Consider the following 22,561-nt stretch of genomic DNA (forward strand, 5'->3'; position numbering starts at 1 on the left):
AAATACGGTGCTTAGAAGGTCACGCCGACGCTGAGCGCCAGGAAATCGCGGTCGTCCACGGTGCTGAAGTCGCCACCAAAGAAGTTGGTGTAGGCCAGGCTCGCGTTGTAGGTGTTCTGGTATTCGGCATCCAGCCCGAGGCTGACGGCCTTGCGGCCTTCCTCGAAGTTGCCGCCAGGGCCCGGCGAGTAACCTTTGACGTCATGGGACCAGGCCACGTTGGGCTTGAGGTTCACACCGGCGAAGACATCCGGGTATTCCCAGATGGCCCGTGCGCGGTAGCCCCAGGAGGTAGAGGTGGTGAAGCCGTCGTTGTTGCAGTTGCTGTTCACGTCGTTGATGGTCTGGCCGCCGCCTGCGGCAGTAGAGCCGTTGAGCCTGTTACAGGCTCCGTCGGGCAGTTGACCCGGACCAAAGACAGGGTCACGACCGTAGCGAACGTCCGACTTGCTTTCCAAGCCTCCAACATGAGTAACGCCGACTTCACCTACCAGTGTGAGGCGACTGGCGCCCATGACCTGATCCAAGAAGTGAGTGAAGGTGGTCTGGAACTGAGTGACTTCCTTGCGGCGATAACCATGCAGATCCTGGCCTGGCACTCCCGGGAGCAGCGAAGCATTGCCCAACGTAGTACCACCGAGCGGGCGAACGCCGGCGAATAGGATATCGGTGGTGCTCAACTGCACCGGCGCGTTCGGCCGATAGCTGATCTCGCCGCTCCACGCCGTACCGGTTGGCAGGGTGGTGGAGAAACTCAAGCCGTAGAGACGGATATCTTCCGGATATTCGACGAAATATTGGGAATTACCCGCGACGATCAGTGGCGCCAGCGGCGAGCCATTGACCGCGTCGTAGACTGACTGAGGCGCACCGGTGGCACTGAAGATCGGCGCACGACTGTGGTAGTTCATGAAGTACGCACCGAACTCGGTGTCCAGCGGTTCGAACATGTACTTCAACGACGCGCCCCATTGGCCACTGTCGCGGGCATCGCGGTCCGGGCCACGGCGTACCAGCACGCCTTCTTCGTTGATATCGACACCCTGGCCTTCCAATATCGGAAGAATGAGGCCCGGGAACGGAATGCTCGAACGCTTGTTCAGCACCCGAAGATTGTCGGTGCAACCGTCAGCAATCACATCCGGCTGGGAGAAGAACGTACCGCAGTTATCCACCACGGTCTGGTCCCATTCAATCTGATAGAACGCTTCGGCCGAAAGATTATCGGTCAGGCTCTGGGACACGTAGAACATGTTGACCGGAATCAGGCCTTCCTTGATCTCGGCACCGGGACGGCGGAACGCGGACACGTCGACCGGGTTGATGGAGTTGATGCCGCCCTGGATGAAGGTGCTTTCACCCCAGCTGACCACTTGCTTGCCCAGGCGCACCGAGCCCGGTTGATCGGCGATGGCGTAGTTGTGGTAGACGAACGCATCGAGGATCTGCCCGCCGGAAGACTTGGCGCCTTCCTTGCGGTTGCTGTCACTGATGTCCTTGTACAGGCGGTGTTCGTCCTTCAGCTCGAAGTCGTACCAGTACTTGCCGCGCACGAACACGCCGGTATCGCCATACTTCAGCTCAAGGTCATGGATGCCCTTGAAGATCTTCGAGAAGGTTTCGCCACGCTTGAAATTCAAGTGCCCGTCATCGGAGGTCTGCGACAACCCCTTGCCACCGTTGTTGACGCCGATCAGGTCGCGGTTGGGCTTGGCCGTGGACCAGCTTGCCCCCACCGACAGGGATGAGTCGAACTGGCCTTCGATTTCACCGATATTGAAGCTGACGCCGAATGCCGGCCCGGCGAGCGAAGAGGCGAGACTGACCGCCAGAGGCAATTTTGCCCGGCGCCAGAACGTGGTTGCTGTGGTCATCGACGCTACTCCATGTGCTTATTGTTATGGCAGTGAATGCTCCAGGAACACTTCGACGGCGCGGACGCGGCAACGCCCCGATACTCCGTGGAAGTCGCATCGCTCTTTCGTGCGTGCGCCCCGTTCCTGAAAAATCCGTGAACGGACTATAGCCAGCAGGTAGTACGGCTTGATCCCTCTAAAGTGTGATTTGTAGCCTTCGACCACTCTGGAACAGTCCTTTCGCCAGGCCGACAGATATCGGCACCGCAAGGATGGCTGATTTTTCCGGTTTGACAAGGCAAGCGCTTGCTTGGTGGGGCTGCCGTGCCCTTTCGGGCACGGCAGGAACGCTTCAAAGCGTCGAAAGGAAGGTGCTGTTGTTACTCTGCCATTCGGCGATGTCGACCCGTATACGCTTCTTGTCGAGCTTGCCGACGCTGGTCTTGGGAATTTCCGTAACAAGGGCGATCTGGCTCGGGATCGCCCACTTGCTCAGGTGCCCCTGCTCGACGAACGGCTTGAGGTGATCCTTGAGCTCCCGAGCCCCGATCTGGTGCCCTTCGTGAATCACCAGCAAGGCAAACGGACGCTCGCCCCACTGTGGATCGGGAATACCCACCACTGCTACTTCACGTACCGCCGCGTGACGGCTGATGAGGTCTTCCAGGTCCAGGGAAGAGATCCACTCACCGCCAGTCTTGATCACGTCCTTGATACGGTCGCGGATGTCGATGAAACCCATGCCGTCCAGCGTGGCGACGTCACCGGTGTGCAGCCAGCCACCGGCCCAGAGTTCGGCGCCTTTGTGCGGTTCGTTGAAATAGCCCTCGGTAAGCCAGGGCGCGCGCAGCACCAGCTCCCCCTGGGTCTCGCCGTCGGCGGGCAGGAAGCGGCCCTCGGCATCGACAATCGCTGCCTCCACCAACGGCCCCGGTACGCCGGCCTTGATGCGATAGGTGATGCGTTCGTCTTCACTGCCGGCCATCAGTTCTTCGTTCAGGTGGGCACAGGACACCAGCGGACCGGTTTCCGACATACCGTAGGCGGCGGTGAGCTGGATGCCCTTGGCCTTGGCGGCTTCATACAGGCTACGGTTCAGGGCACTGCCGCCGATGACGATTTTCCAGCCACCGAAATCGGCGCCCTGGGCGCTCTTGGCGTTGAGGACCATTTGCAGGATAGTGGGCACGCAGTGGGAGAACGTGACCTTCTCATTGCGCCACAACTGGACCAGGAACTCCGGATCGTACCGGCCGGGATAGACCTGCTTGAGGCCGAGCATGGTCGCCACGTACGGCAGGCCCCAGGCATGCACATGGAACATCGGCGTGATGGGCATGTACACATCATTGGAGCCCAGCAGCCGCACACTGTCGATGGCCCCCATGATGGTCGCCTCGCCCAGGGTATGCAGCACCAACTGCCGGTGAGTGAAGTACACCCCCTTGGGGTTGCCCGTGGTGCCGGTGGTGTAGAAGGTGGTTGCGACGGAGTTCTCGTCGAAGTCCTGGAAGTCATGGACAGGGCTGGCCGCGGCCAGCAGTTGCTCGTATTCACCCACCAGGTTCGGCAGGTCGGCGGTCTTTTCCGGCAAGTCGGTCAGCAGCAGCGTCTTTTCCACCGTGGTCAGGTGGCCGGCAATGGCCTGGTACAACCCGACGAACTCGCTGTTGACCAGCACGAAGCGGTCCTCGGCATGGTTCATGGTGTAGAGGATCTGCTCCGGCGACAGGCGCACGTTGATCGTATGGATCACCGCACCGATCATGGGTATCGCGAACATGCACTCCAGGTAGCGATGGCTGTCCCAGTCCATCACCGCCACGGTATCGCCCGCCTTGACCCCGGCCTCGGTCAGCACGTTGGCCAACCGAGCGACCCGTTCGATCAGCGTCGGATAGCTGTAGCGCAACTGGTCTCGATAGACGATCTCGCGGGTTTTCTCGTAACGCACGCCGGACATCAACAGTCGCTTGATCAATAGCGGATATTGATAAGCGCCTTCGGCTGGAGGAATAACGCGAGTCTGCAACATAAGAATCCCTTTTTCTGACTGCATGGTCGTGAGTGGAGGTAAGCACTCTAGAGCGCTTATACACGGATCAAATCAGCCAAAGGAATGATTTATTCAGCTTGCAAATACTAGCCATAAGCCACCTGCCGGCGATTGCGTGCCGGACCTTGCCGGCACGTCGTTCCGCCAACCCTGCCGCTGGTGTCAACCACGGCCCTTTGCCGTCAGCGCATCTCCGTGAGCGCCAGCTTCACGCCAATGGCGACCAGTACCGCGCCCATGGTCCGGTCAAACCAGTGCCCCATGCGGGCAAAGCCGGCGCGCACTCGCTGATGACTGAACAACAGGGCCACCATGCAGAACCAGGCGGCCGTCGCGACCGCCAGGTAAACCCCGTAACCGGCCTGGATCGCCAGCGGGGTATGGGGATTGATGACGACGGTGAACAGCGACAGGAAAAACAGCGTTGCCTTGGGGTTCAGGCCGTTGGTGACGAAGCCGGAAACAAACGCGCCGCGGGCAGTACGTTCGCCGGCCTCCTTGTGCAGGTTGTCTTCGGTCGCTTTGGCCGGCTGCGCCCGCAACGCCTTGAAGCCGATGTACAGCAAGTACGCCGCGGCAGCCCACTTCAGTGCGTTGAACAGCACGATCGATTGCGACACGATCAGGCCGATGCCCAACAGCGAATACCCGACGTGCAGGAAAATCGCCGTGCCGACGCCCAGCGCCGTCCAGGTTCCGGCGCGTCGACCATGGGTCACGCTTTCACGCACCACCACGGCAAAATCCGGCCCGGGGCTGGCCACCGCCAGCAGATGGATCAGGACAACGGTGAGGAATTCGGCGAGGTACATGAGGGCTCCTTTTAACTCAATCTCGAAACATCAATTCATGGTGCAAGGGAAGTTATTTGTGGCGAGGGGATTTATCCCCGCTGGGTTGCGAAGCAACCCCGACCACTGCAGGACTGCTGCGCGGTCCAACGGAGATAAATCCCCTCGCCACAGGTTCTGTCCATGAGGACTCACCGAGCCAGGCCACAACCACAGTTCATCTGATAGGCTCGCCACATTACGCCTTCAAGCCCCCATCGAACAGGTACAGCTGATGACGAACACCGGCCGCGCAGTTTTCCTCGATCATCCTTCCCTGGACCTCGGCGACCTCGACCTGGATCCACTGCGCAGCTGTTTCACCGAGCTGCAGTTGTTTGCCCGAACCACACCGGACGTGGTGATCGAGCGACTCAAGGGCGCCACCGTGGCGATCACCAACAAAGTCGTGATCGATGCAGCCGCCATCGCCGCCAGCCCTGACCTCAGGCTCATCCTGATCAGCGCCACCGGCACCAACAATGTCGACCTGCAGGCCGCTCGCCGCCACGGCATCACCGTCTGCAACTGCCAGGGCTACGGCACGCCGTCTGTGGCCCAGCACACCCTCATGCTGTTGCTGAACCTGGCGACAAGACTGACCGATTATCAACGAGCGGTGGGCGAAGGGCGTTGGCAAAAGGCGTCACAGTTCTGCCTGCTGGACTACCCCATCGTCGAGCTGGAGGGCAAGACCCTGGGCTTGCTCGGTCATGGCGAGCTGGGCAGCGCCGTCGGGCGACTGGCCGAAGCCTTTGGCATGCGTGTGTTGCTGGGGCAGATCCCCGGGCGCCCCGCCCGCCCCGACCGTTTGCCACTGGATCGACTGTTGCCGCAAGTCGATGCCCTGACCCTGCACTGCCCGCTCAACGAGCACACCCGCCATTTCATCGGCCCTGGGGAACTGGCGCTGCTCAAGCCCGGCGCCTTCGTGGTCAATACCGCCAGAGGCGGCCTGATCGACGAACAGGCCTTGGCCGATGCACTGCGCAGCGGTCATCTGGGCGGTGCCGCAACCGACGTGCTGAGCGTGGAACCACCCGCCCAGGGCAACCCTCTGCTGGCCGCGGATATTCCCCGCCTGATCGTCACGCCCCACAACGCCTGGGGCAGTCGGGAGGCCCGCCAGCGGATCGTCGGCCAACTGACCGAAAACGCCCGGACCTTTTTCGGTGGTACAGCGCAACGAGTCGTCAATTGATAAACTGCCGCACTTTTTCAAGGAGCAGACCATGGATCCGCGCAGTGAAGTACTGCTTCGTCAGGCCGAATTATTCCAGGGCGAGGTCCTGCTGGCCGGCCTGCCTGCCGACGATCTGCTCGGACGCCTTCCGGCGGCCCATGGCTGGTGCTGGCACGCGGGCGATCAGGCCGCGCTGGAGGCTCGCTTCCCAGGGCGCAGCCATTTTGGCGTGAACGTACCCGAGCGGGCATTCGACACGGCCGTGGTGTTCTTGCCCAAGGCCAAGGACCTCACCGACTACCTCCTCAATGCCGTGGCTTCGCGCCTGGCCGGTCGGGAGGTGTATCTGGTGGGCGAGAAACGCAGCGGCATCGAGGGTGCATCCAAGCAACTCAACCCGTTCGGCAAGCCGCGCAAACTCGACAGCGCCCGGCACTGCCAGCTGTGGCAGGTCACCGTTGCCGAAGCGCCGCAAGTCAAATCCCTGGAAAGCCTGGCCCAGACCTATGAACTGCCCCTGGCCGAAGGCCCATTGAAAATCGTCAGCCTGCCAGGCGTGTTCAGCCACGGTCGACTGGATCGCGGCAGTGCGCTGCTGCTCGAACATCTGGATAAATTGCCCAGTGGGCATCTATTGGACTTCGGCTGCGGTGCCGGCGTGTTGGGCGCAGCCGTCAAGCGTCGCTATCCGCATACCACGGTGACCCTGCTGGACGTGGACGCCTTCGCCGCCGCCAGCAGCCGCCTGACCCTGGCCGCCAACGGCCTGGAAGCCGAGGTGCTGACAGGCGACGGTATCGATGCCGCGCCCACGGGGCTGAACGCGATTTTGAGCAACCCACCGTTCCATACCGGAGTACACACCGATTACCAGGCCACGGAGGACCTGCTGCGAAAAGCAGCCAGACATCTGAAAAATGGCGGTGAATTGCGCTTGGTGGCGAACAGCTTCCTCAAGTACCAACCACTGATCGAAGAGCATCTGGGCGTGTGCGCCATCAAGGCCGAAGGCCAGGGGTTTCGCATCTATCGGGCCAAGCGCGGCTGAAGCTTTTTCAGAGACAGCACTTGCCCTATCGGATTTGCCTAGGCAGAATCCGCTCCGTCCTAGGGGAGTAGTCTCCCGCGAGCGCCCTGCTCGCCCGGCGTACGTCAACATACTTGGTCAGCAGGCCATGGCGTATGCGACCCAAGCGTCCACGTAGAGGGATGCTGGGTTTGACAAGACCTATGACACGCACACCTTACCCGGGGCGGGAAGGCTGTACGTGTCATAGCCGTGTCGACCCGCCCCTTTAGGAACCCTGATGCTGGATTCTTTCCTCGTACCAACCGCCATCGTTGCGCTGGCCGAAATCGGCGACAAGACGCAGTTGCTCGCACTCGTTCTGGCGGCTCGCTTTCGCAAGCCGTGGCCGATCATTGCCGGTATCGTCGCCGCGACCCTCGCCAACCACGCGGCCGCCGGAGCGGTGGGCGCATGGGTCGGCAGCATTTTCTCGGACGCGGTGCTGCATTGGATTCTGGCCGCCAGCTTCGCCGCCACGGCGTTGTGGACCCTGGTCCCGGATAAGCTGGACGATGAAGAAACCACCACCGCCCGCAAGTTCGGGCCGTTCGTGACCACGCTGATCGCGTTCTTCCTGGCAGAAATCGGTGACAAGACCCAGATCGCCACCGTGATGCTCGCCGCTCAATACCCGGAGTTGTGGCTGGTCATCATTGGCACCACCGTGGGCATGCTGATTGCCAACGTGCCGGTGGTACTGGCGGGTAACTTTGCCGCCGAGAAACTGCCCCTGACGCTGATCCGCCGCCTGGCCGCCTCGGCCTTTTTCATCCTGGCGGTCGTGGCGGGGTACAAGGCGATGCAGAGCAGTGGGTGGGTTTAACTGGTAAGCCAGTAATTCCGTCCCATCGTTCACCGCGAGCAGGCTCGCTCCCACAGGGGATTTGCAGTGACCACTTGTTTTGTGAGCACCCGCGGCCAATGTGGGAGCGAGGCCGCTCGCGATAGCGTCAGCAGCCTCACCACATAAGAATGGTTACTTCCTGGCCTGCTGATACAACGGCATCACCTTCGGAATCGCCGCCTGCAACGAGGCGATCCGGCTGGACGACGATGGGTGGGTGCTCATGAACTCCGGCGGCGCGCCTTCCGAGGCCTTGCTCATCTTGTTCCACAAGGTGATCGCGGCATTCGGATCGTAGCCCGCACGGGCGGCCAGCTCGAGGCCGATCAAGTCGGCTTCGTTCTCGTTGCCACGACTGTTGGGCAAGGTCATGCCATAGTTCGCCACGGTGTCGGCCAACGCCAGGCTGTCCTGGCCCAGGCCGAACAACGCACCGGCGCCCTGCTTGGCCATCTCGATACCGTAGGCCTTGGACATCGCTTCACGGCCGTGCTCACGCAGGGCGTGGGCGATTTCATGGCCCATGATCGCGGCGATTTCAGCGTCGGTCAGCTTCAACTGGTCGATCAGCCCGGTGTAGAACATGATCTTGCCGCCGGGGCCACAGTTGGCGTTGAGCTCGTCACTCTTGATGAGGTTCACTTCCCAGTTCCATTGCGCCGCATCCGGGCGGAACACCGGGGCCTGGGCAATCAGCCGGTCGGCAATGACCTGAACGCGCTTGGCATCGGCGCTGGTCTTGTCCAGCACGCCCTTGGCGCTCGCCTCGCCCATGGTCTTCTGATAGGACTGGGCGTACATCTGGTTGACCTCGGCGCTGGACAGCATGCTGAACATGTACTGCTTGCGCTCCACGCCCACGGCTCCGCCGCTGGTGGTATTGACCGATTGGCAACCGGCAAGCAACAGGCCCGCGCTCAGCGCACTTACCATCAATGTCTTGTTCATATGAAAGGAAGCTCCCTGGAATCGTGGGCGTATCCTATTCGGGGTTTTGTATCCGCGCCAGATACACAGCGAGGGATTACAGCTATTTCAGACAGATCTCACCCCGCGTCATTTACGACATCCACAATCGCAAAAAAGCCATCCGACGAGCAGCCTCTCATGCCGGGCCCCGAAGATGCCGATACAAGCTTCAGACGTCATTCCCGCGTCCGGAGCCTTTATGAAATTCAAATCGATCCAATTTTCCGTCGCAGCCCTGGCCGGTGCCATCGTACTCAGCGTGGTCGGTGCCCTGGTGCTGTACGCGCTGTTTGCCGGCGCCCGCACCCAGGAGATGGTGCAGCAGCGTACGAAGGCGCAGTTCGAGCAACTCATCGAGCAACGCCTAAGCGCCCTGGCCCATACCCAGGCCAGCCTGATCCAACGGGAACTGGAAGCGCCACTGCTGCTTGCCAAAGGCGTGGCCACGACGAATGCCTTGATGGGCATGAACGGCACGGACGGCAACCCGCAATTGAAGATTCCCCGTGAGCAGATGATCAGTCTGTTGCGCGAAACCGTGGTGCGCAATCCGAAAGTCCTGGGCGCCTACATCGCCTGGGAACCGAACGCCATCGACCACAACGACGCCAGCTACGTGAACAGCCAGGTGGTGGGCATGGAAACCAACGGCCGTTTCCTGCCGTGGTGGTTCCGCAACCAGGACGGCACCCTGGGCCTGGAAAAACTCGCCGATGTGACCGACCAGAAAATGCTGTCCACGGGTATCCGCGCCAGCGAGTACTACCTGTGCTCCCAGGAAAGCAGGAAAGCCTGCGTCATCGACCCGGCGCCCTATCGCGTCGGCAGCACCATGACCATGCTCGCCTCGTTCATCGAACCGATCATGGTCGATGGCAAGTTTCAGGGCATCGTCGGGGCCGACCTGTCGGTGAACTTCATCCAGGACATGCTCGTTGCCGCTGATGGCAAACTGTACAACGGCGCAGGGGAAATGGCGCTGCTGTCCAGCAATAACCGGCTGGTGGCGTTCACCAAGGATCCGAGCAAACTCGGAGAGAAGGCCAGCGACCTGCTGGACGCCAGTGAGCTGGACAACCTGGCCCGGCTCGGCGTCGGTGAAGTGCGCTACGACATCGATGAAGAACACGGGCACATCGAGGTGTACATGCCGTTCGGCATCGGCGAGACCAGCGCTCGCTGGACGCTGATGCTGCAGCTGCCACTGAATGCAGTGATGGCCGACCTGCAAGCCTTGCAGCATGACCTCGACCAACAACGCGAGACCGACATTTTCGGCATGGCCATGGTGGGGCTGGTGATTGCCGGTATTGGCCTCTTGGTGATCTGGCTGGTGGGTCATGGCATCGCCCGGCCACTCAAGCAGATGGTGGCGATGCTCGATGACATCGCCCAGGGCGAAGGCGACCTGACCCGTCGCCTGGTCAGCGACCGTGCCGATGAACTGGGCGCAATCGCCAGAGGCTTCAACACTTTCCTGAGCAAGTTGCAGGGCATGATCAGCCAAGTGGTGATTTCAGTGCAAAGCGTCAGCGATTCCTCGGAGCACACCGCCGACATCGCGATCCGCACCAACCAGGGCGTGCACAAGCAAATGTCGGAGATCGATCAGGTCGCCACTGCCGTGCAGGAAATGACCGCCACCGCCCAGGACGTGGCGCGCAACGCGACCCAGGCCGCCCAGGCCGCCAGCCACGCGGATCAGGCCGCCAGCCAGGGCATGCAGATCGTGCGGGACACCTCCACCGCCATCGGCGCCCTGGCCGTGGAAATCGGCCGGGCGGTGGGCGTGGTGCAAAACCTGGCCAAGGACAGCGAGAACATCAATGCGATTCTCACCGCGATCCGCGGGATCGCCGAGCAGACCAACCTGCTGGCCCTCAACGCGGCCATCGAGGCAGCCCGGGCCGGCGAACAGGGTCGCGGTTTCGCGGTAGTAGCCGACGAGGTACGCAACCTGGCGCAGAAGACACAACAGGCCACGGAAGAAATCCAGTCGATGATCCAGCAACTGCAACAGGGCACACGAGACGTCGTGCGGGTGATGGAAGACAGCCAGCACCGTACCGATGAGAGTGTGCGACACGCGTCAAAAGCAGCCCAGGCCCTGGAAACCATCACGCAGGCCGTATCGGTGATCAATGACATGAACACCCAGATCGCCAGCGCCGCCGAAGAGCAAAGCGCCGTGGCCGACGACATCAACCGCAACGTGATCAACATCGGGCAGGTGGCGAACGAAGTGGCGGGCGGCGCGGATGAGTCCAGTGAAGCCAGTGCAGGTTTGACCAAGTTGGCGGAACAGCAGCGGCGGTTGATCAATCAGTTCAGGGTCTGATCCAGGGTCCCATCGCGAGCAGGCTCGCGATGGGACCAGCCCAGGCACCGCATACTCAAGCCGGAGTCAGGCACTCCGGCCCGTTGAGCTTCGGATCGTTGACCAGGTTCGCCAGCACCCGCTCGCGCAGTTGCGCCGGCTCGCTCGCCAGCAGCCCTTGCAAGGCATGCAACGGCGTCTCGGGGTCGAGCCATATCCGCTGCCCCTCTTCATTCAGAATCAACGGCCGGCGTTGCCCCGCCGCCGGCTGGGTGATAACCGCGGCACTCAGCCACACCTGTTCCTGCACCGGGTACGCTTCCCAGATTGCGGCAAAAAACAGCGACGAACCTTCTCCGGGCGTCAGCCAGAAAGGCCGCTTGCGCGTGCCACCACGCCACTCATAAAAACCGTTCGCCGGCAACAGGCAGCGGCGCAGGCGCAAGGCTTCACGGAACATTGGTTGCTCGGCCACGGTTTCGGCCCGGGCATGGGCGGGCGTGCGCGACAAGTCGGTCAACCATGGCGGCGTCAGTCCCCAACGCGCCCGCGCCAGTTCGCGCCGGCCTTCGGCGTCGGCCCGCAGCATCAGCACCGAGTCATTGGGCGAAATATTCCATTGGGCCTTCTGGTCGGCGGGAAAGCCGGGCAAGGCCGCGAAAGCGGGGTTCCAGCGAAACAGGGCATAACGTCCACACATGGGGCAACAGGACTCTCGATTGAACGGCCGTCAGCCTAACAGACCAGGGTACCGGGATAGCTGTCCGGTTCATCGCCGGGCAACGGCAGCGCGACATTGTACGCGGCGATCAGCTCGCAGGCGTACTGGGCCTGCTCATCCTCCACCGCCAGCCCCAGCAGCCCCTGCATCGGCAACTCGCCAGCACCGCCCACGAGGTCGCGGCCCACCAGGTGCGCCGTGATGCCTTCGCTGGCGAGCATGCCTTGCAGCAGCTCGCCTTCCATCAGGTTTTCCAGTTCGTAGATTCGCTGCATGGACGCCCCCGTCATTCGTTCTCGCTGTGAACCTCGAGCAACCATTCATGGCCATCGGTTTGCAGGATGAAATAGATCGGGCGGCAACACACCGGACAGTCCTCGATATAGGTCTGGTCGCCACCGGACAGGTCCAGAACCGCTTCAGCCGGTTCCCCGCAATAAGGACATTCGTAGCGCTCGGTTTCCAGCATCGCGGTCTCCCAGGTGACTTGTGCGTATAATCGCCGGTCTATTTGCAGGGCTATTTTCGTCTGGCTTGTTTTCCAGGCCGTGCCCTGTCGTTTTTTTGATCGAACCCTTAACTTACCTTAGCCGTTTCCAACAAGAGAGCATGATGGGCGAATTCGATGCCATCCGACCTTACGACGACAGCGAAGTCCCAGCGGTGCTGGCACGGTTGCTCGGCGACAAGGCGTTTCTAGATATCCTCACCCACTTCCGCTTTCCGCGCCTGGCCGGTGCTTTCGGCTGGATGCTCAAACCTCTTATAGCGCAAAGATTGCGTCGAGAGTTCGCCGGCGTGACCTCGGTCGCCACCTTGCAGGATAAAGTGGAGTTCTACGTCGACCACACCATCGAACGCGCCACCGATGGCGTGACCTACACCGGGGTGGAGCAATTCAAGTCAGGCAGTGCTTACCTGTTCATCGCCAACCACCGCGACATCGTCATGGACCCGGCCTTCGTCAACTACGCCGTCTACCACGCTGGCCTGCCGACCCCACGCATTGCCATTGGCGACAACCTGCTGCAAAAACCCTTCGTCAGCGACCTGATGCGCCTGAACAAGAGCTTCATCGTGCACCGCTCCCTCACCGGGCGGAAGGAGAAGCTGGCGGCGTATCAATTGCTTTCGGCCTACATCAACCACTCGATCCGCAACGACTGCGCTTCGATCTGGATCGCCCAGGCCGAGGGCCGGGCCAAGGACGGCGACGACCGTACCGAGTCGGCGATCCTCAAGATGTTCCATATGAGTCGCAAGGACGAGCCGTTCGGTGAGGTCATCCAATCGCTGAACCTCACTCCCGTGTCCATCAGCTATGAATACGACCCGTGCGACCAGGCCAAGGCGCGGGAGCTGTATATCCGCGCCACCACCGGCACCTACACCAAGGCCCCGGGCGAAGATGACGTGAGCATCGCCAAGGGCATCACCGGCTACAAGGGTCGGGTACACGTGAACTTTGCCGCGCCGATCACCGAGCTGTTCGAAGACACCAAGCAATTGGCCCAGGAAATGGACCGGCAGATTCTCGGTGGCTATCGCCTGTTCCCGGTGCATTACCTGGCTTACGCCCAGTGGGCCGACGCCGACCCGCAACTGGAGGTTCCGAAAGCGGCCGAGGTATTTGGCGCCGAGGAATTGGCCAAGGCCCAGGAAGAATGGCAACGCCGGCTGGACGCCTGCCCGGCGGAACACCGTCCATTCCTGGTGCTGCAATATGCGACACCGGTGCGTAATCAATATCGGGTCAAGGCGGGGTTGGCGCTGTAAGGCGCCAAATGCTGCCTCAACGGATCTGCGTGCTGATCCAGGAAACCAACAACGCCAGCGCCAGGCAGCCGAAACCGAATCGGTAGAAGAATCGGTTCATGCGCTGGGTCGCCAGGTCCAGCAGCGCTTCGAACCGTTCTTCGCCATTGCCATTGCGCGCTTCGAAGCTGGCCCGCGCCCGCAGTTCACGACGGCGCGTGGCGTGCAGCAACCAACCGCCAGGGCAGGCAAACAGCAGGGCGATCAGGTTGATCAGCTTGGCAGGATGATTGGCGAACAGCGAAAGCAGATGCAGCGACATCGAAAACCTCAAAGAGCGCGACCAGACGAACGGGGCGGGGATTCTACCGAAAGCACGCAGCCCTGCCCTGTTTTTTCCGACCTGTGGAGCAAGGCTCGCTTGCCGCTGGACTGAGCCACAGATTAATTTCAGCCGTCACGATTTCGTCATCTGAGCAGGCCACTCTGTCGCCCGTCAAAAACCTGCACGGACCCCACCATGCTCCACGCTGAAAACCAGGATCGTCTCTACCTCATCACCCCGAGCGAGGAACAACAGAACCTTGTCGGAAGCCTGTCCTTCAACGTACAGGATCGGCACTGGCTGGTGTATTGCGCCCTTGGTGGCCATCAACATGCCGACCTGCCCGAGACCGACCTGCTGACCGGCATCAGTGTGCTGGAGTTGTACTCGCAGGCTGCATGAAAACGACTGTGGGAGCGAGCCTGCTCGCGATAGCGATTTATCGGTCACATTGATTTCGAATGTGCCATCGCCATCGCGAGCAGGCTCGCTCCCACCGGGTGGAATTGCCTGGAAGACCGGGAAATCCTACTCGGCCAGCACCTGGCCAATGGTCGGATCCTTGAACAGTCGGGTCAGAGCGTCGCTCAATACGTCGCTGACCAGCTTGGTGTTCGTGTCCTGGTTGGGTGCCATGCCGAAGCGCTGGTCCAGCGAAGCGCCATACCGACCGCTATAGCGACGGTTGGCATTCTGCACATCGGATCGGAAGGTCGCGCCGATGGTGGCTTCGGTCACGTACATACCTTCCTTGGGCGATTGATATTTCAGCTCGGCCAGGGTGACCGTCAGTTGCGGTGCGTTCATCGCATTCGGGGTCGGGGTGAAGCCGAGCAAACGCACCGCCGCTTCGGCCTGGGCCTGCAGCTTGGGCAGGATCTGTGCGCCTTGCACCGTGATCACGCTGGTTTCCGGGTACAGGCCGCCACGGGTGCCAAGGGTCGGCGACGGACGACCGTCCACCACCCGCACCACCACCGGCTGGCCGCGCCCCACAGGCGCCAATTGGGCGTTGAGTTTGGGTTCCGGGTTAAGTTGTTGCGGGCTGTGGGCACAGCCGACGAGGGTCAGACTGGTCACAGCGATCAAACCGAACAACAGGCGTTGCAACATGCTCTTCTCTCCAGAATCGGGCACTGACAGGCCCGCAGTATAGCGGTGCGCCAGGGCGGCGAACTAGCCGACGAATACCGAAATCTATGACATGAACCGCCAATTCCGGTTCCTGTCACTCCATTGTCACGGTCCTTACACCGACATGTCATGGCCCGCTGTCAGGCTGACTCCAAGCTCCCCTATACGGTATTCGATCATGCGTTTTTTCATTTCGCTGTTCACCCCACGCCCGCAACACCGCAGCTTCGCCCTGCTGGACCGCGACGGCCGCTGCCAGGCGTTCAAGCAATGCAGCCTGCAACCCATGGGCGAAGGCTGGGTGGAAATCGACGAAATTCGCCTCAACTGGCTGAACCAGCCGTTGCCTGCCAGCGCTCGGGTACAACCGCTTCGTGCCCGTGCCCGCAACCGCCAACTGTTGGCCATCTGACCGGACGGCTAATAAAAGTCATAAAACACGACCATTTCCCTGCGTTTCTTCGTTACAATCTCCCCCCGATTATAAGGACGTCTCCTGATCGGGCCTCGCAACATCGCTGATGCACTGTCATCGGCACCCCGCATCGCCCACAGAGAGCCGCCCACACAGATCGAGTGAAGCTGGCGCGCCCCCTGTTTCCGGGCAAGTCACCACTTTTCGCGAATCTGCAGAGCTGTCATTACGCTCGGTCACTGAGCTGTCTGCCCGTTTTGCCTGTCATGTACTACATGGGGGCGAGTCAACCGGGCGCGGTGCCAGGCTGGGACAGCCCTTTTTTGAGGTTCACGTCTTCAAAAGAGCGTGAAAAAACGGGTTTTCACAACTTCACAAGAGTGTGGCGAGCAAATGAATAGTTTTGCGTCTGAACAAGCACCATTGGCGTCTGGAACAGCCCAACGACACAGGACCGGATATCGCTCAAGAACCGTCGCCTGAAGCCTGTCCGCTACGGATTTGGTTGCACGAACGGATGTCTCGGCCATAAGTCGAATTGCCCGCCCGGCGCTTAAATGAGTTCATGGGACTCTTGAGGCCAGGCTGCATGCATCCGCAGTGTTGCGAAAAATTGCGAAGATTCGGACATGGCGTAACTGGCCATGGGAACCTGGGGCGCAACCGACCTGCCCCGCCAATCCTGGCCGCCATGCCGACAATTTGGTGCTGCAGATTTTGGAGACGCGTTAAATGGCGCATAACGAAGCAGTCGACGTAGTTCTGGTAGGGGCCGGCATCATGAGTGCCACCCTGGCCGTGCTGCTCAAGGAGCTCGACCCCGCGATTTCGCTGGAAGTCGTCGAGCTGATGGATTCCGGTGCCGCGGAGAGTTCCAACCCGTGGAACAACGCCGGTACCGGCCACGCCGGGCTGTGTGAACTGAACTACACGCCCCAGGCGGCCGACGGCACTGTCGATATCAAGAAAGCTGTGCACATCAACACCCAGTTCGAGGTGTCGAAGCAGTTCTGGACGTACCTGACCAGGAAAAGCACGTTCGGCTCATCCAAATCCTTTATCGCCCCGGTGCCACACCTGAGTTTCGTACAGGGCGAGAAAGGCGTGTCGTTCCTGAAGAAGCGTTTCGAACTGCTGAGCCGGCATCACGCTTTTTCCGAGATGGAATACACCGAAGACAAAGGCAAGATGGCCGAGTGGATGCCGCTGATGATGCCAGGCCGCCCGGCCGATGAAGTCATCGCCGCCACCCGCGTCATGAACGGTACCGACGTCAACTTCGGCGCCCTGACCAATCAATTGCTCAAGCACCTGACCAGCGCCCCGGATACCCAGGTCAAGTACTGCAAGCGCGTCACCGGCCTCAAGCGCAACGGCAGTGGCTGGACCGTGAGCATCAAGGACGTCAACTCCGGCTCCAGCCGTGATGTAGACGCCAAGTTCGTATTCCTGGGTGCCGGCGGCGCGGCATTGCCATTGCTGCAAGCTTCGGGCATCGAGGAGAGCAAGGGCTTCGGCGGCTTCCCGGTCAGCGGCCAGTGGCTGCGTTGTGACAACCCGGACGTGGTCAAGCATCACCAGGCCAAGGTCTACAGCCAGGCCGCGGTGGGCTCGCCGCCCATGTCGGTACCGCACCTGGACACCCGCGTGGTCGATGGCAAGAAATCTCTGCTGTTCGGGCCGTACGCCGGTTTCACCACCAAATTCCTCAAGCACGGCTCGATCATGGACCTGCCGCTGTCGGTACGCGCCGGCAACATCGGCCCGATGCTGGCCGTGGCCCGCGACAACATGGACCTGACCAAATACCTGATCAGCGAAGTGATGCAGTCCATGGAGCAACGCCTGGAATCGCTTCGTCGCTTCTACCCCGAGGCGAAAGCCGAGGACTGGCGCCTGGAAGTGGCCGGCCAACGGGTGCAGATCATCAAGAAAGACCCGAAGAAAGGCGGTGTCCTGCAATTCGGCACCGAACTGGTGGCAGCCAAGGACGGCACCCTCGCCGCCCTGCTCGGCGCATCGCCAGGCGCTTCGGTCACCGTTTCGATCATGCTCGAGCTGATCGAGCGCTGCTTCCCGGACAAGGCCAAGGGTGAATGGGCCGCCAAGCTCGCGGAAATCTTCCCGGCCCGGGAAAAGGTGCTGGAAACCGATGCGGCGCTGTATCGCAAGATCAACGCGCAGAACAACATTGCGCTGGGCCTGGTTGAAGAAAGCAGCGAGACCCCGAGCTACGCTTGATTCGCCCCCCATGAAAAACGCCCCGCTCTTTTCCGAGAGCGGGGCGTTTTTTTATCTGGACATTGCGCCGAGGCGAGGACACTCGCTCCCGCTGGCCTGCTGCACAGGCCCGGGATCAATCAACCACGCGCCTTGTTGAACAGTTCGATGTACTCTTCGGCATTACGCTGGTCCTGGATCAGCGCAACGAAATCGTTACCGTGCTCATCCTTGCCGTTGAGGTCATAGCCGGCTTCGACGAAAAACGTCAGGAACCGTTCGAAATCGTCGACCCGCAGGCCACGGTAGCCCTTGATCAGTTTGTGCAGCGACGGCGAGGTAGCATCGGCCGGTTCGAAATTGAGGAACAGCTTGATCTGTTCATCGCCAATTTCATCGCCAATCACCTGTTTCTTGTCTTTACGCATTGCCGGCTCCAACTCGCACAGTTCACGGGGGCGGGCAGTTTACCCCCGGCAGGGCCCGGGGCTCAACGCGGGCGTACGGCCCCGGTATGCAGGTCGGCCCAGATGTGGCCGTTGGGGTAACTGAGAAACTGCACATACACCGTGTCGTTACGCAATAAATCGATGACTGCCCGGTAATGGGCCTGTGGATAAGACAATGTCAGGGTTTTGCTCGCCTCGTCGAAGACCGGCTTCTTCAGGCTTTTACTTTCACCATCGAAGTTGAGGATCACTTGGCTGATGGTGGCGCCCTTGTTCAGGGGCTTGCCTTTGAGGCGTACCAGCAAAGGCGACGTGACCGGGATCGGTTGCTGGTTGGACTGGCGCTGGTTACCCAGCACCACCGAATATTCGGTGACTTGCAGCAGTTGCTGCTGATCAGGTTGCTCCTGGCGCACCGTCAGGTCATCGGGTGGCAGGAACTGGCTGTGCATCGGCGCGGCTTCGACCGCAAGGGTCAGGCTGGATAGCAACAGCAAAGCGGTGCGGCGGCGGGTCGATACACTCATTGGCAGGCTCCGGAATCTTGGCCTGGCACTCTAGCATGGGCACGGTCGTTGAAAATAAACGATCCGGATCAATACATCCGGGCCCCGAGCGCGGCATACTCAAAGGGCCATCATTGCGCAAGATGTGGTGATGGCTTTTGTGGCAAGGGAGCCTGCTCCCTCGCCACGGGTCAGGCGTTTGCCCAATCCTCTGTGTGGAGTGCCCATGTCCTTCTCCGCCCTGCCTCTGTTCGCCGCCTTTCGCCAATCCTGGCGCGCCGGTTACACCCTGGAACGCCTGCGCGGCGACCTGGTGGCCGGGCTGACCGTCGGCATCATTGCCATTCCCTTGGCCATGGCCCTGGCAATCGCCGTCGGCGTACCGCCGCAGCATGGCTTGTACACGGTGCTGGTGGCCGCGCCGCTGATTGCCCTGACTGGCGGCTCGCGGTTCAACGTGAGTGGGCCGACCGCCGCGTTCGTGGTGATCCTGCTCCCGATTACCCAGCAATATGGAGTGGGCGGCCTGCTGTTGTGCACGATGCTGGCCGGCCTGATCCTGATCGCCCTGGGGCTGATGCGCGCCGGACGGTTGATCCAGTACATCCCCTATCCGGTCATCCTCGGTTTCACCGCCGGCATCGGCGTGGTCATCGCCACATTGCAGTTGAAGGATCTGCTCGGCCTGAGCACCGCGGGCCAGGCCCAGCACTACATCGAACAGTTGGGCGCGTTGATCGTGGCGCTGCCCAGCGCCCGATTGGGCGATGGCGTCGTCGGCATCACTTGCCTGGCGGTGCTGATTGCCTGGCCACGCTGGGTCCCTCGCGTTCCGGGGCATCTGGTCGCGCTGCTCGTCGGGGCTTTGTTGGGTGTAGCGCTGGAGCTCGCTGGCTGGCCGATCGCGACGCTGGGCGAACGCTTCAGCTATATGGTCGATGGCGTCAGCCACCCAGGTATTCCGCCATTCTTGCCGACCTTCGACTGGCCCTGGAACCTGCCGGACAGCAACGGTCGACCGTTGCAGCTTTCCTACGACCTGATTCGCCAGCTGATGGCGCCCGCATTCGCCATCGCCATGCTCGGCGCCATCGAATCGCTGTTGTGCGCCGTGGTGGCGGACGGCATGACCGGCAGCAAGCACGATCCCAATGCCGAGCTGATGGGCCAGGGCCTGGGCAACCTGGTCGCGCCGCTCTTCGGTGGCATTACCGCCACGGCGGCGATTGCCCGTAGCGCCACCAATGTGCGCAGCGGCGCGTCTTCTCCGCTGGCCGCGATCATCCACAGCCTCGTGGTGCTGCTGGCGATGTTGCTGCTGGCGCCGCTCTTCAGCTACCTGCCCATGGCCGCGCTGGCCGCATTGCTGGTGATGGTGGCCTGGAACATGAGCGAGGCCGGGCATGTGCTGCACACCCTGCGCATTGCCCCACGCAGCGACGTACTGGTGTTGCTGACCTGCCTGAGCCTGACGGTATTGTTCGACATGGTCCTGGCCGTTGCTGTCGGCCTGCTGCTGGCCGCCGGGTTGTTCATCAAGCGCATGAGCGAACTGACCGACAGTGCCGAATTGCCGCGCCAGTTTCATCAAGCGTTGCTGGACATGCCAGAACATGTACGCTGCTACGCCATTCGCGGCCCGCTGTTTTTCGGCGCGGCGGAAAAAGCCTTGGACGTACTACGCAAGTTCGATCCAGGTGTCCGGGTGGTGGTCGTGGAAATGAGTGCCGTGCCGATGCTGGACATGACCGCATTGGCCGCATTTGACAACATCCTCAAGGATTACCGCAGGCAGGGCATCGGCCTGATCCTGGTGGCGACCGCCCCACGGGTGCGCCTGAAACTGCGCCGCGCCGGTGTCCATCGCGAGCAGCGCCAATTAGCGTATGTGCAGACGTTGGAACAGGCACGGGTCAAGAGTGAGCAGTGGCTTGAGGCTTGAGGCTTGAGAGCAAGGCTGTAGGAGCAAAGCTTGCTCGCGATGAAAACACCTCGCTCGGTTAGAAGATCGCGTAATCATTCATCGCGAGCAAGCTTTGCTCCCACGGGATGAACCGCACCTTTAGTCGAACTGGGCGCGCATCCAGGCGTGGTATTCGGCCACGCCCGCTTCGCCTTCGCGAGGCGCCCAATGAGCCAGTTCACCCTCGCCCACAGGCCGGTAAGGACCGGCCTTGCATTCGAACATCAGGCTATCGGCCTCCAGCACCACCAGACCGTGATACACGCCCGCCGGCAAGTCGACACCGAGGCAATCGCCCCCGGCTTGCAGAACGCGCTTGTCGATCACGGCACCCGCCTCGTCGAAGATCAACACACCGAGACGCCCCCGCAGGACCAGCAGGGTTTCAGCCTTGTCGGCGCTCAGATGTCGATGAGGCGGGATGTACGTGGACGGCTGCAACCCCACCGCCATGCGGTGGCACGGCTCGTCCATCTGGTGGAAATTGTGGTGTTGTCGCCCGCGGGGATTGGCCGCCGCTTTCTCGGCTAACGCACCGAACAGCGCCTCATCCAGAAAGCTCGGCTGGTTCATCGATTACATCCCCTTGACGGCGAAAATACCGTTGGCGTTGCGCCAGTAGCCCTTGTAGTCCATGCCATAGCCGAAGATGTAACGGTCCTCGCAGGGCAGGCCCACGAAATCGGCCTTCAGGTCTGGACGGGCCTTGCGGTCATGATCCTTGTCGATCAGTACGGCGGTGTGCACCGCGCGGGCACCGGCATGCCGGCAGAAGTCAATGATCGCGCCCAGGGTGTGACCTTCATCCAGGATGTCGTCGATGATCAAGACATCGCGGTCGATGAACGAGACTTCCGGCTTGGCTTTCCAGAACAGGTCGCCACCGCTGGTTTCGTTGCGGTAGCGGGTGGCGTGAAGGTAAGACGCTTCCAGCGGGAAGTTCAGATAAGTCAGCAGCTTGCCAGAGAAAATCAGCCCGCCGTTCATGACACAGAACACCACAGGGTTGCTATCGGCCAATTGGTCGTTGATTTGCGCACCGACACGGGCGATGGCCGCTTCGACTTCGGCTTCGGTGTACAGGCAGTCAGCCTCTCGCATGATTTGACGGATATGCTCGAGATCAGCGGACATGGCGCTCTCCAGTGGCGTTTGAGGGGAGGGACGGGTTCGGAAAAGCCGGCAAAGGTACGCATCAAGCGAGGCCAGATCAAGCGTTTGTGGACTAACGTTCTGTATTGTCTATAGGACAACATCCCCGGATAGATTAATCTAGCCCGGTTTTTTTGCCCGCCGCCGGAGCCTTCCCATGCCCATCCTCGAGATCCGCCATCCGCTGATCAGACACAAACTCGGCCTGATGCGCCGCGCCGACATCAGCACGAAGAACTTCCGCGAGCTCGCTCAGGAAGTCGGTGCGCTGCTCACCTACGAAGCCACCAAGGACCTGCCGCTGGAAACCTACAGCATCGACGGTTGGGCCGGAGCGGTCCAGGTGGAAAAAATCGCCGGCAAGAAGATCACCGTGGTGCCGATCCTGCGTGCCGGCATCGGCATGCTCGAAGGCGTGCTGAGCCTGATCCCGGGTGCCAAGGTCAGCGCGGTGGGCGTGGCCCGTAACGAAGAAACGTTGCAAGCCCATACCTACCTGGAAAAACTGGTGCCGGAAATCGACGAGCGCCTGGCGATGATCATCGACCCGATGCTCGCCACGGGCAGCTCCATGGTCGCCACCATCGACCTGCTGAAAAAGGCCGGTTGCCGGGACATCCGCGCCATGGTGCTGGTGGCCGCGCCCGAAGGTATCAAGGCTGTGGAAGACGCCCACCCCGACGTGACCATCTATACCGCCTCCATCGACCAGAAGCTCAACGAGCATGGCTACATCATCCCGGGCCTGGGCGATGCCGGTGACAAGATCTTCGGCACCAAGCAGAAGGACGCTTGAC

At 61.2% G+C, this 22,561-nt stretch carries 23 protein-coding genes, 1 pseudogene and 1 riboswitch; of the genes and pseudogenes, 11 read left to right on the plus strand and 13 right to left on the minus strand.

Going from position 1 to position 22,561, the window contains the following annotated elements:
• Positions 1-11: 11 nt before the first annotated feature.
• The 3 genes from AD666_RS00580 to AD666_RS00590 form a co-directional block, all read right to left on the minus strand.
• Positions 12-1,874, minus strand: a complete 1,863-nt coding sequence (locus tag AD666_RS00580; protein ID WP_053146494.1) for a DUF1302 domain-containing protein — start codon at positions 1,872-1,874, stop codon at positions 12-14.
• 334 nt (positions 1,875-2,208) lie between these two features.
• Entirely contained in the window at positions 2,209-3,891 is a 1,683-nt protein-coding gene (locus tag AD666_RS00585) for a fatty acid--CoA ligase (RefSeq protein ID WP_053146497.1), read from the minus strand.
• Positions 3,892-4,094: 203 nt separating this feature from the next.
• Positions 4,095-4,724 carry a LysE family translocator gene (locus AD666_RS00590; RefSeq protein WP_053146498.1) on the minus strand — a complete coding sequence of 210 codons (630 nt, stop codon included), beginning with the start codon at positions 4,722-4,724 and terminating at the stop codon, positions 4,095-4,097.
• Positions 4,725-4,977: 253 nt separating this feature from the next.
• On the opposite strand from AD666_RS00590, the gene AD666_RS00595 reads away from it, so the two are divergent.
• The 3 genes from AD666_RS00595 (at position 4,978) to AD666_RS00605 (ending at position 7,817) form a co-directional block, all read left to right on the plus strand.
• Positions 4,978-5,943, plus strand: coding sequence for a 2-hydroxyacid dehydrogenase (locus tag AD666_RS00595; protein ID WP_053146501.1), 966 nt, complete (start codon positions 4,978-4,980; stop codon positions 5,941-5,943).
• A 31-nt stretch (positions 5,944-5,974) separates the two neighbouring features.
• Positions 5,975-6,973, plus strand: a complete 999-nt coding sequence (locus AD666_RS00600; protein ID WP_053146503.1) for a class I SAM-dependent methyltransferase — start codon at positions 5,975-5,977, stop codon at positions 6,971-6,973.
• A gap of 50 nt (positions 6,974-7,023) precedes the next feature.
• Positions 7,024-7,136, plus strand: a riboswitch (yybP-ykoY riboswitch).
• A gap of 96 nt (positions 7,137-7,232) precedes the next feature.
• Positions 7,233-7,817 (plus strand): TMEM165/GDT1 family protein, encoded by a 585-nt coding sequence (locus AD666_RS00605; protein WP_053146505.1) that lies wholly within the window; start codon positions 7,233-7,235, stop codon positions 7,815-7,817.
• Positions 7,818-7,970: 153 nt separating this feature from the next.
• On the opposite strand, the gene AD666_RS00610 is transcribed toward AD666_RS00605, so the two are convergent.
• Complete coding sequence (locus AD666_RS00610; RefSeq protein ID WP_053146507.1) at positions 7,971-8,786, minus strand: M48 family metallopeptidase; 816 nt, start codon at positions 8,784-8,786, stop codon at positions 7,971-7,973.
• Between the two features lie 1,306 nt (positions 8,787-10,092).
• On the opposite strand from AD666_RS00610, the pseudogene AD666_RS26905 reads away from it, so the two are divergent.
• Positions 10,093-10,287, plus strand: a pseudogene (locus AD666_RS26905) (HAMP domain-containing protein); the annotation flags it as partial.
• A gap of 114 nt (positions 10,288-10,401) precedes the next feature.
• Entirely contained in the window at positions 10,402-11,145 is a 744-nt protein-coding gene (locus AD666_RS26910) for a methyl-accepting chemotaxis protein (protein WP_371259556.1), read from the plus strand.
• A gap of 55 nt (positions 11,146-11,200) precedes the next feature.
• On the opposite strand, the gene AD666_RS00620 is transcribed toward AD666_RS26910, so the two are convergent.
• Genes AD666_RS00620 through AD666_RS00630 form a run of 3 tightly spaced genes read right to left on the minus strand, consistent with a single transcriptional unit; the run spans position 11,201 to position 12,314 of the window.
• Positions 11,201-11,824, minus strand: coding sequence for an SOS response-associated peptidase (locus tag AD666_RS00620; protein WP_053146510.1), 624 nt, complete (start codon positions 11,822-11,824; stop codon positions 11,201-11,203).
• Between the two features lie 35 nt (positions 11,825-11,859).
• Positions 11,860-12,120, minus strand: a complete 261-nt coding sequence (locus AD666_RS00625) for a putative signal transducing protein (protein WP_053146512.1) — start codon at positions 12,118-12,120, stop codon at positions 11,860-11,862.
• Between the two features lie 11 nt (positions 12,121-12,131).
• Positions 12,132-12,314 carry a CPXCG motif-containing cysteine-rich protein gene (locus tag AD666_RS00630; protein WP_053146513.1) on the minus strand — a complete coding sequence of 61 codons (183 nt, stop codon included), beginning with the start codon at positions 12,312-12,314 and terminating at the stop codon, positions 12,132-12,134.
• Positions 12,315-12,454: 140 nt separating this feature from the next.
• On the opposite strand from AD666_RS00630, the gene AD666_RS00635 reads away from it, so the two are divergent.
• Positions 12,455-13,621, plus strand: coding sequence for a 1-acyl-sn-glycerol-3-phosphate acyltransferase (locus AD666_RS00635; RefSeq protein ID WP_053146515.1), 1,167 nt, complete (start codon positions 12,455-12,457; stop codon positions 13,619-13,621).
• 16 nt (positions 13,622-13,637) lie between these two features.
• On the opposite strand, the gene AD666_RS00640 is transcribed toward AD666_RS00635, so the two are convergent.
• The gene (locus tag AD666_RS00640; RefSeq protein WP_053146517.1) at positions 13,638-13,922 is read right to left on the minus strand and encodes a hypothetical protein; all 285 of its coding nucleotides are present in this window, start codon (positions 13,920-13,922) and stop codon (positions 13,638-13,640) included.
• Between the two features lie 198 nt (positions 13,923-14,120).
• Here AD666_RS00640 and AD666_RS00645 point away from each other — a divergent pair, with 198 nt between their 5' ends.
• The gene (locus tag AD666_RS00645; RefSeq protein WP_053146519.1) at positions 14,121-14,327 is read left to right on the plus strand and encodes a hypothetical protein; all 207 of its coding nucleotides are present in this window, start codon (positions 14,121-14,123) and stop codon (positions 14,325-14,327) included.
• 126 nt (positions 14,328-14,453) lie between these two features.
• On the opposite strand, the gene AD666_RS00650 is transcribed toward AD666_RS00645, so the two are convergent.
• Positions 14,454-15,038 carry a YajG family lipoprotein gene (locus AD666_RS00650; protein WP_053146523.1) on the minus strand — a complete coding sequence of 195 codons (585 nt, stop codon included), beginning with the start codon at positions 15,036-15,038 and terminating at the stop codon, positions 14,454-14,456.
• Between the two features lie 199 nt (positions 15,039-15,237).
• Here AD666_RS00650 and AD666_RS00655 point away from each other — a divergent pair, with 199 nt between their 5' ends.
• On the plus strand, positions 15,238-15,471 hold the full coding sequence (locus AD666_RS00655) for a hypothetical protein (RefSeq protein WP_053146525.1): 234 nt from the start codon (positions 15,238-15,240) through the stop codon (positions 15,469-15,471).
• A 735-nt stretch (positions 15,472-16,206) separates the two neighbouring features.
• Entirely contained in the window at positions 16,207-17,715 is a 1,509-nt protein-coding gene (mqo, locus tag AD666_RS00660; protein ID WP_053146528.1) for a malate dehydrogenase (quinone), read from the plus strand.
• Positions 17,716-17,834: 119 nt separating this feature from the next.
• Here mqo and AD666_RS00665 read toward each other — a convergent pair whose 3' ends face one another.
• Both AD666_RS00665 and AD666_RS00670 read right to left on the minus strand, forming a co-directional pair.
• Complete coding sequence (locus AD666_RS00665) at positions 17,835-18,122, minus strand: PA4642 family protein (protein WP_053146530.1); 288 nt, start codon at positions 18,120-18,122, stop codon at positions 17,835-17,837.
• Between the two features lie 62 nt (positions 18,123-18,184).
• Positions 18,185-18,670, minus strand: coding sequence for a hypothetical protein (locus tag AD666_RS00670; protein WP_053146532.1), 486 nt, complete (start codon positions 18,668-18,670; stop codon positions 18,185-18,187).
• 205 nt (positions 18,671-18,875) lie between these two features.
• On the opposite strand from AD666_RS00670, the gene dauA reads away from it, so the two are divergent.
• On the plus strand, positions 18,876-20,591 hold the full coding sequence (gene dauA, locus AD666_RS00675; RefSeq protein WP_053146534.1) for a C4-dicarboxylic acid transporter DauA: 1,716 nt from the start codon (positions 18,876-18,878) through the stop codon (positions 20,589-20,591).
• Positions 20,592-20,711: 120 nt separating this feature from the next.
• On the opposite strand, the gene AD666_RS00680 is transcribed toward dauA, so the two are convergent.
• Entirely contained in the window at positions 20,712-21,185 is a 474-nt protein-coding gene (locus tag AD666_RS00680) for a WbuC family cupin fold metalloprotein (RefSeq protein WP_053146537.1), read from the minus strand.
• A 3-nt stretch (positions 21,186-21,188) separates the two neighbouring features.
• Positions 21,189-21,746 carry a hypoxanthine-guanine phosphoribosyltransferase gene (locus AD666_RS00685; protein ID WP_053146539.1) on the minus strand — a complete coding sequence of 186 codons (558 nt, stop codon included), beginning with the start codon at positions 21,744-21,746 and terminating at the stop codon, positions 21,189-21,191.
• 175 nt (positions 21,747-21,921) lie between these two features.
• Between AD666_RS00685 and upp the strand changes: the two genes are divergently transcribed.
• Entirely contained in the window at positions 21,922-22,560 is a 639-nt protein-coding gene (upp, locus tag AD666_RS00690; protein ID WP_053146541.1) for a uracil phosphoribosyltransferase, read from the plus strand.
• Position 22,561 lies beyond the last annotated feature (1 nt).

The sequence above is a fragment of the Pseudomonas sp. Pf153 genome (genome assembly GCF_001269775.1).
GTDB lineage: Bacteria > Pseudomonadota > Gammaproteobacteria > Pseudomonadales > Pseudomonadaceae > Aquipseudomonas > Aquipseudomonas uvaldensis.

What these genes read in the sequence shown, in the direction of transcription:
- AD666_RS00590 (WP_053146498.1), bottom strand. Translation starts at nt 4,724, where the DNA reads ATGTACCTCGCCGAATTCCTCACCGTTGTCCTGATCCATCTGCTGGCG.
- AD666_RS00655 (WP_053146525.1), top strand. Translation starts at nt 15,238, where the DNA reads ATGCGTTTTTTCATTTCGCTGTTCACCCCACGCCCGCAACACCGCAGC.
- AD666_RS00685 (WP_053146539.1), bottom strand. Translation starts at nt 21,746, where the DNA reads ATGTCCGCTGATCTCGAGCATATCCGTCAAATCATGCGAGAGGCTGAC.
- AD666_RS00595 (WP_053146501.1), top strand. Translation starts at nt 4,978, where the DNA reads ATGACGAACACCGGCCGCGCAGTTTTCCTCGATCATCCTTCCCTGGAC.
- AD666_RS00580 (WP_053146494.1), bottom strand. Translation starts at nt 1,874, where the DNA reads ATGACCACAGCAACCACGTTCTGGCGCCGGGCAAAATTGCCTCTGGCG.
- AD666_RS00665 (WP_053146530.1), bottom strand. Translation starts at nt 18,122, where the DNA reads ATGCGTAAAGACAAGAAACAGGTGATTGGCGATGAAATTGGCGATGAA.
- AD666_RS00625 (WP_053146512.1), bottom strand. Translation starts at nt 12,120, where the DNA reads ATGCAGCGAATCTACGAACTGGAAAACCTGATGGAAGGCGAGCTGCTG.
- AD666_RS00670 (WP_053146532.1), bottom strand. Translation starts at nt 18,670, where the DNA reads ATGAGTGTATCGACCCGCCGCCGCACCGCTTTGCTGTTGCTATCCAGC.
- mqo (WP_053146528.1), top strand. Translation starts at nt 16,207, where the DNA reads ATGGCGCATAACGAAGCAGTCGACGTAGTTCTGGTAGGGGCCGGCATC.
- AD666_RS00635 (WP_053146515.1), top strand. Translation starts at nt 12,455, where the DNA reads ATGATGGGCGAATTCGATGCCATCCGACCTTACGACGACAGCGAAGTC.
- AD666_RS00645 (WP_053146519.1), top strand. Translation starts at nt 14,121, where the DNA reads ATGCTCCACGCTGAAAACCAGGATCGTCTCTACCTCATCACCCCGAGC.
- AD666_RS00650 (WP_053146523.1), bottom strand. Translation starts at nt 15,038, where the DNA reads ATGTTGCAACGCCTGTTGTTCGGTTTGATCGCTGTGACCAGTCTGACC.
- AD666_RS00630 (WP_053146513.1), bottom strand. Translation starts at nt 12,314, where the DNA reads ATGCTGGAAACCGAGCGCTACGAATGTCCTTATTGCGGGGAACCGGCT.
- dauA (WP_053146534.1), top strand. Translation starts at nt 18,876, where the DNA reads ATGTCCTTCTCCGCCCTGCCTCTGTTCGCCGCCTTTCGCCAATCCTGG.
- AD666_RS00640 (WP_053146517.1), bottom strand. Translation starts at nt 13,922, where the DNA reads ATGTCGCTGCATCTGCTTTCGCTGTTCGCCAATCATCCTGCCAAGCTG.
- AD666_RS00680 (WP_053146537.1), bottom strand. Translation starts at nt 21,185, where the DNA reads ATGAACCAGCCGAGCTTTCTGGATGAGGCGCTGTTCGGTGCGTTAGCC.
- AD666_RS00620 (WP_053146510.1), bottom strand. Translation starts at nt 11,824, where the DNA reads ATGTGTGGACGTTATGCCCTGTTTCGCTGGAACCCCGCTTTCGCGGCC.
- AD666_RS00605 (WP_053146505.1), top strand. Translation starts at nt 7,233, where the DNA reads ATGCTGGATTCTTTCCTCGTACCAACCGCCATCGTTGCGCTGGCCGAA.
- AD666_RS00610 (WP_053146507.1), bottom strand. Translation starts at nt 8,786, where the DNA reads ATGAACAAGACATTGATGGTAAGTGCGCTGAGCGCGGGCCTGTTGCTT.
- AD666_RS00600 (WP_053146503.1), top strand. Translation starts at nt 5,975, where the DNA reads ATGGATCCGCGCAGTGAAGTACTGCTTCGTCAGGCCGAATTATTCCAG.
- upp (WP_053146541.1), top strand. Translation starts at nt 21,922, where the DNA reads ATGCCCATCCTCGAGATCCGCCATCCGCTGATCAGACACAAACTCGGC.
- AD666_RS00585 (WP_053146497.1), bottom strand. Translation starts at nt 3,891, where the DNA reads ATGTTGCAGACTCGCGTTATTCCTCCAGCCGAAGGCGCTTATCAATAT.
- AD666_RS26910 (WP_371259556.1), top strand. Translation starts at nt 10,402, where the DNA reads ATGTCGGAGATCGATCAGGTCGCCACTGCCGTGCAGGAAATGACCGCC.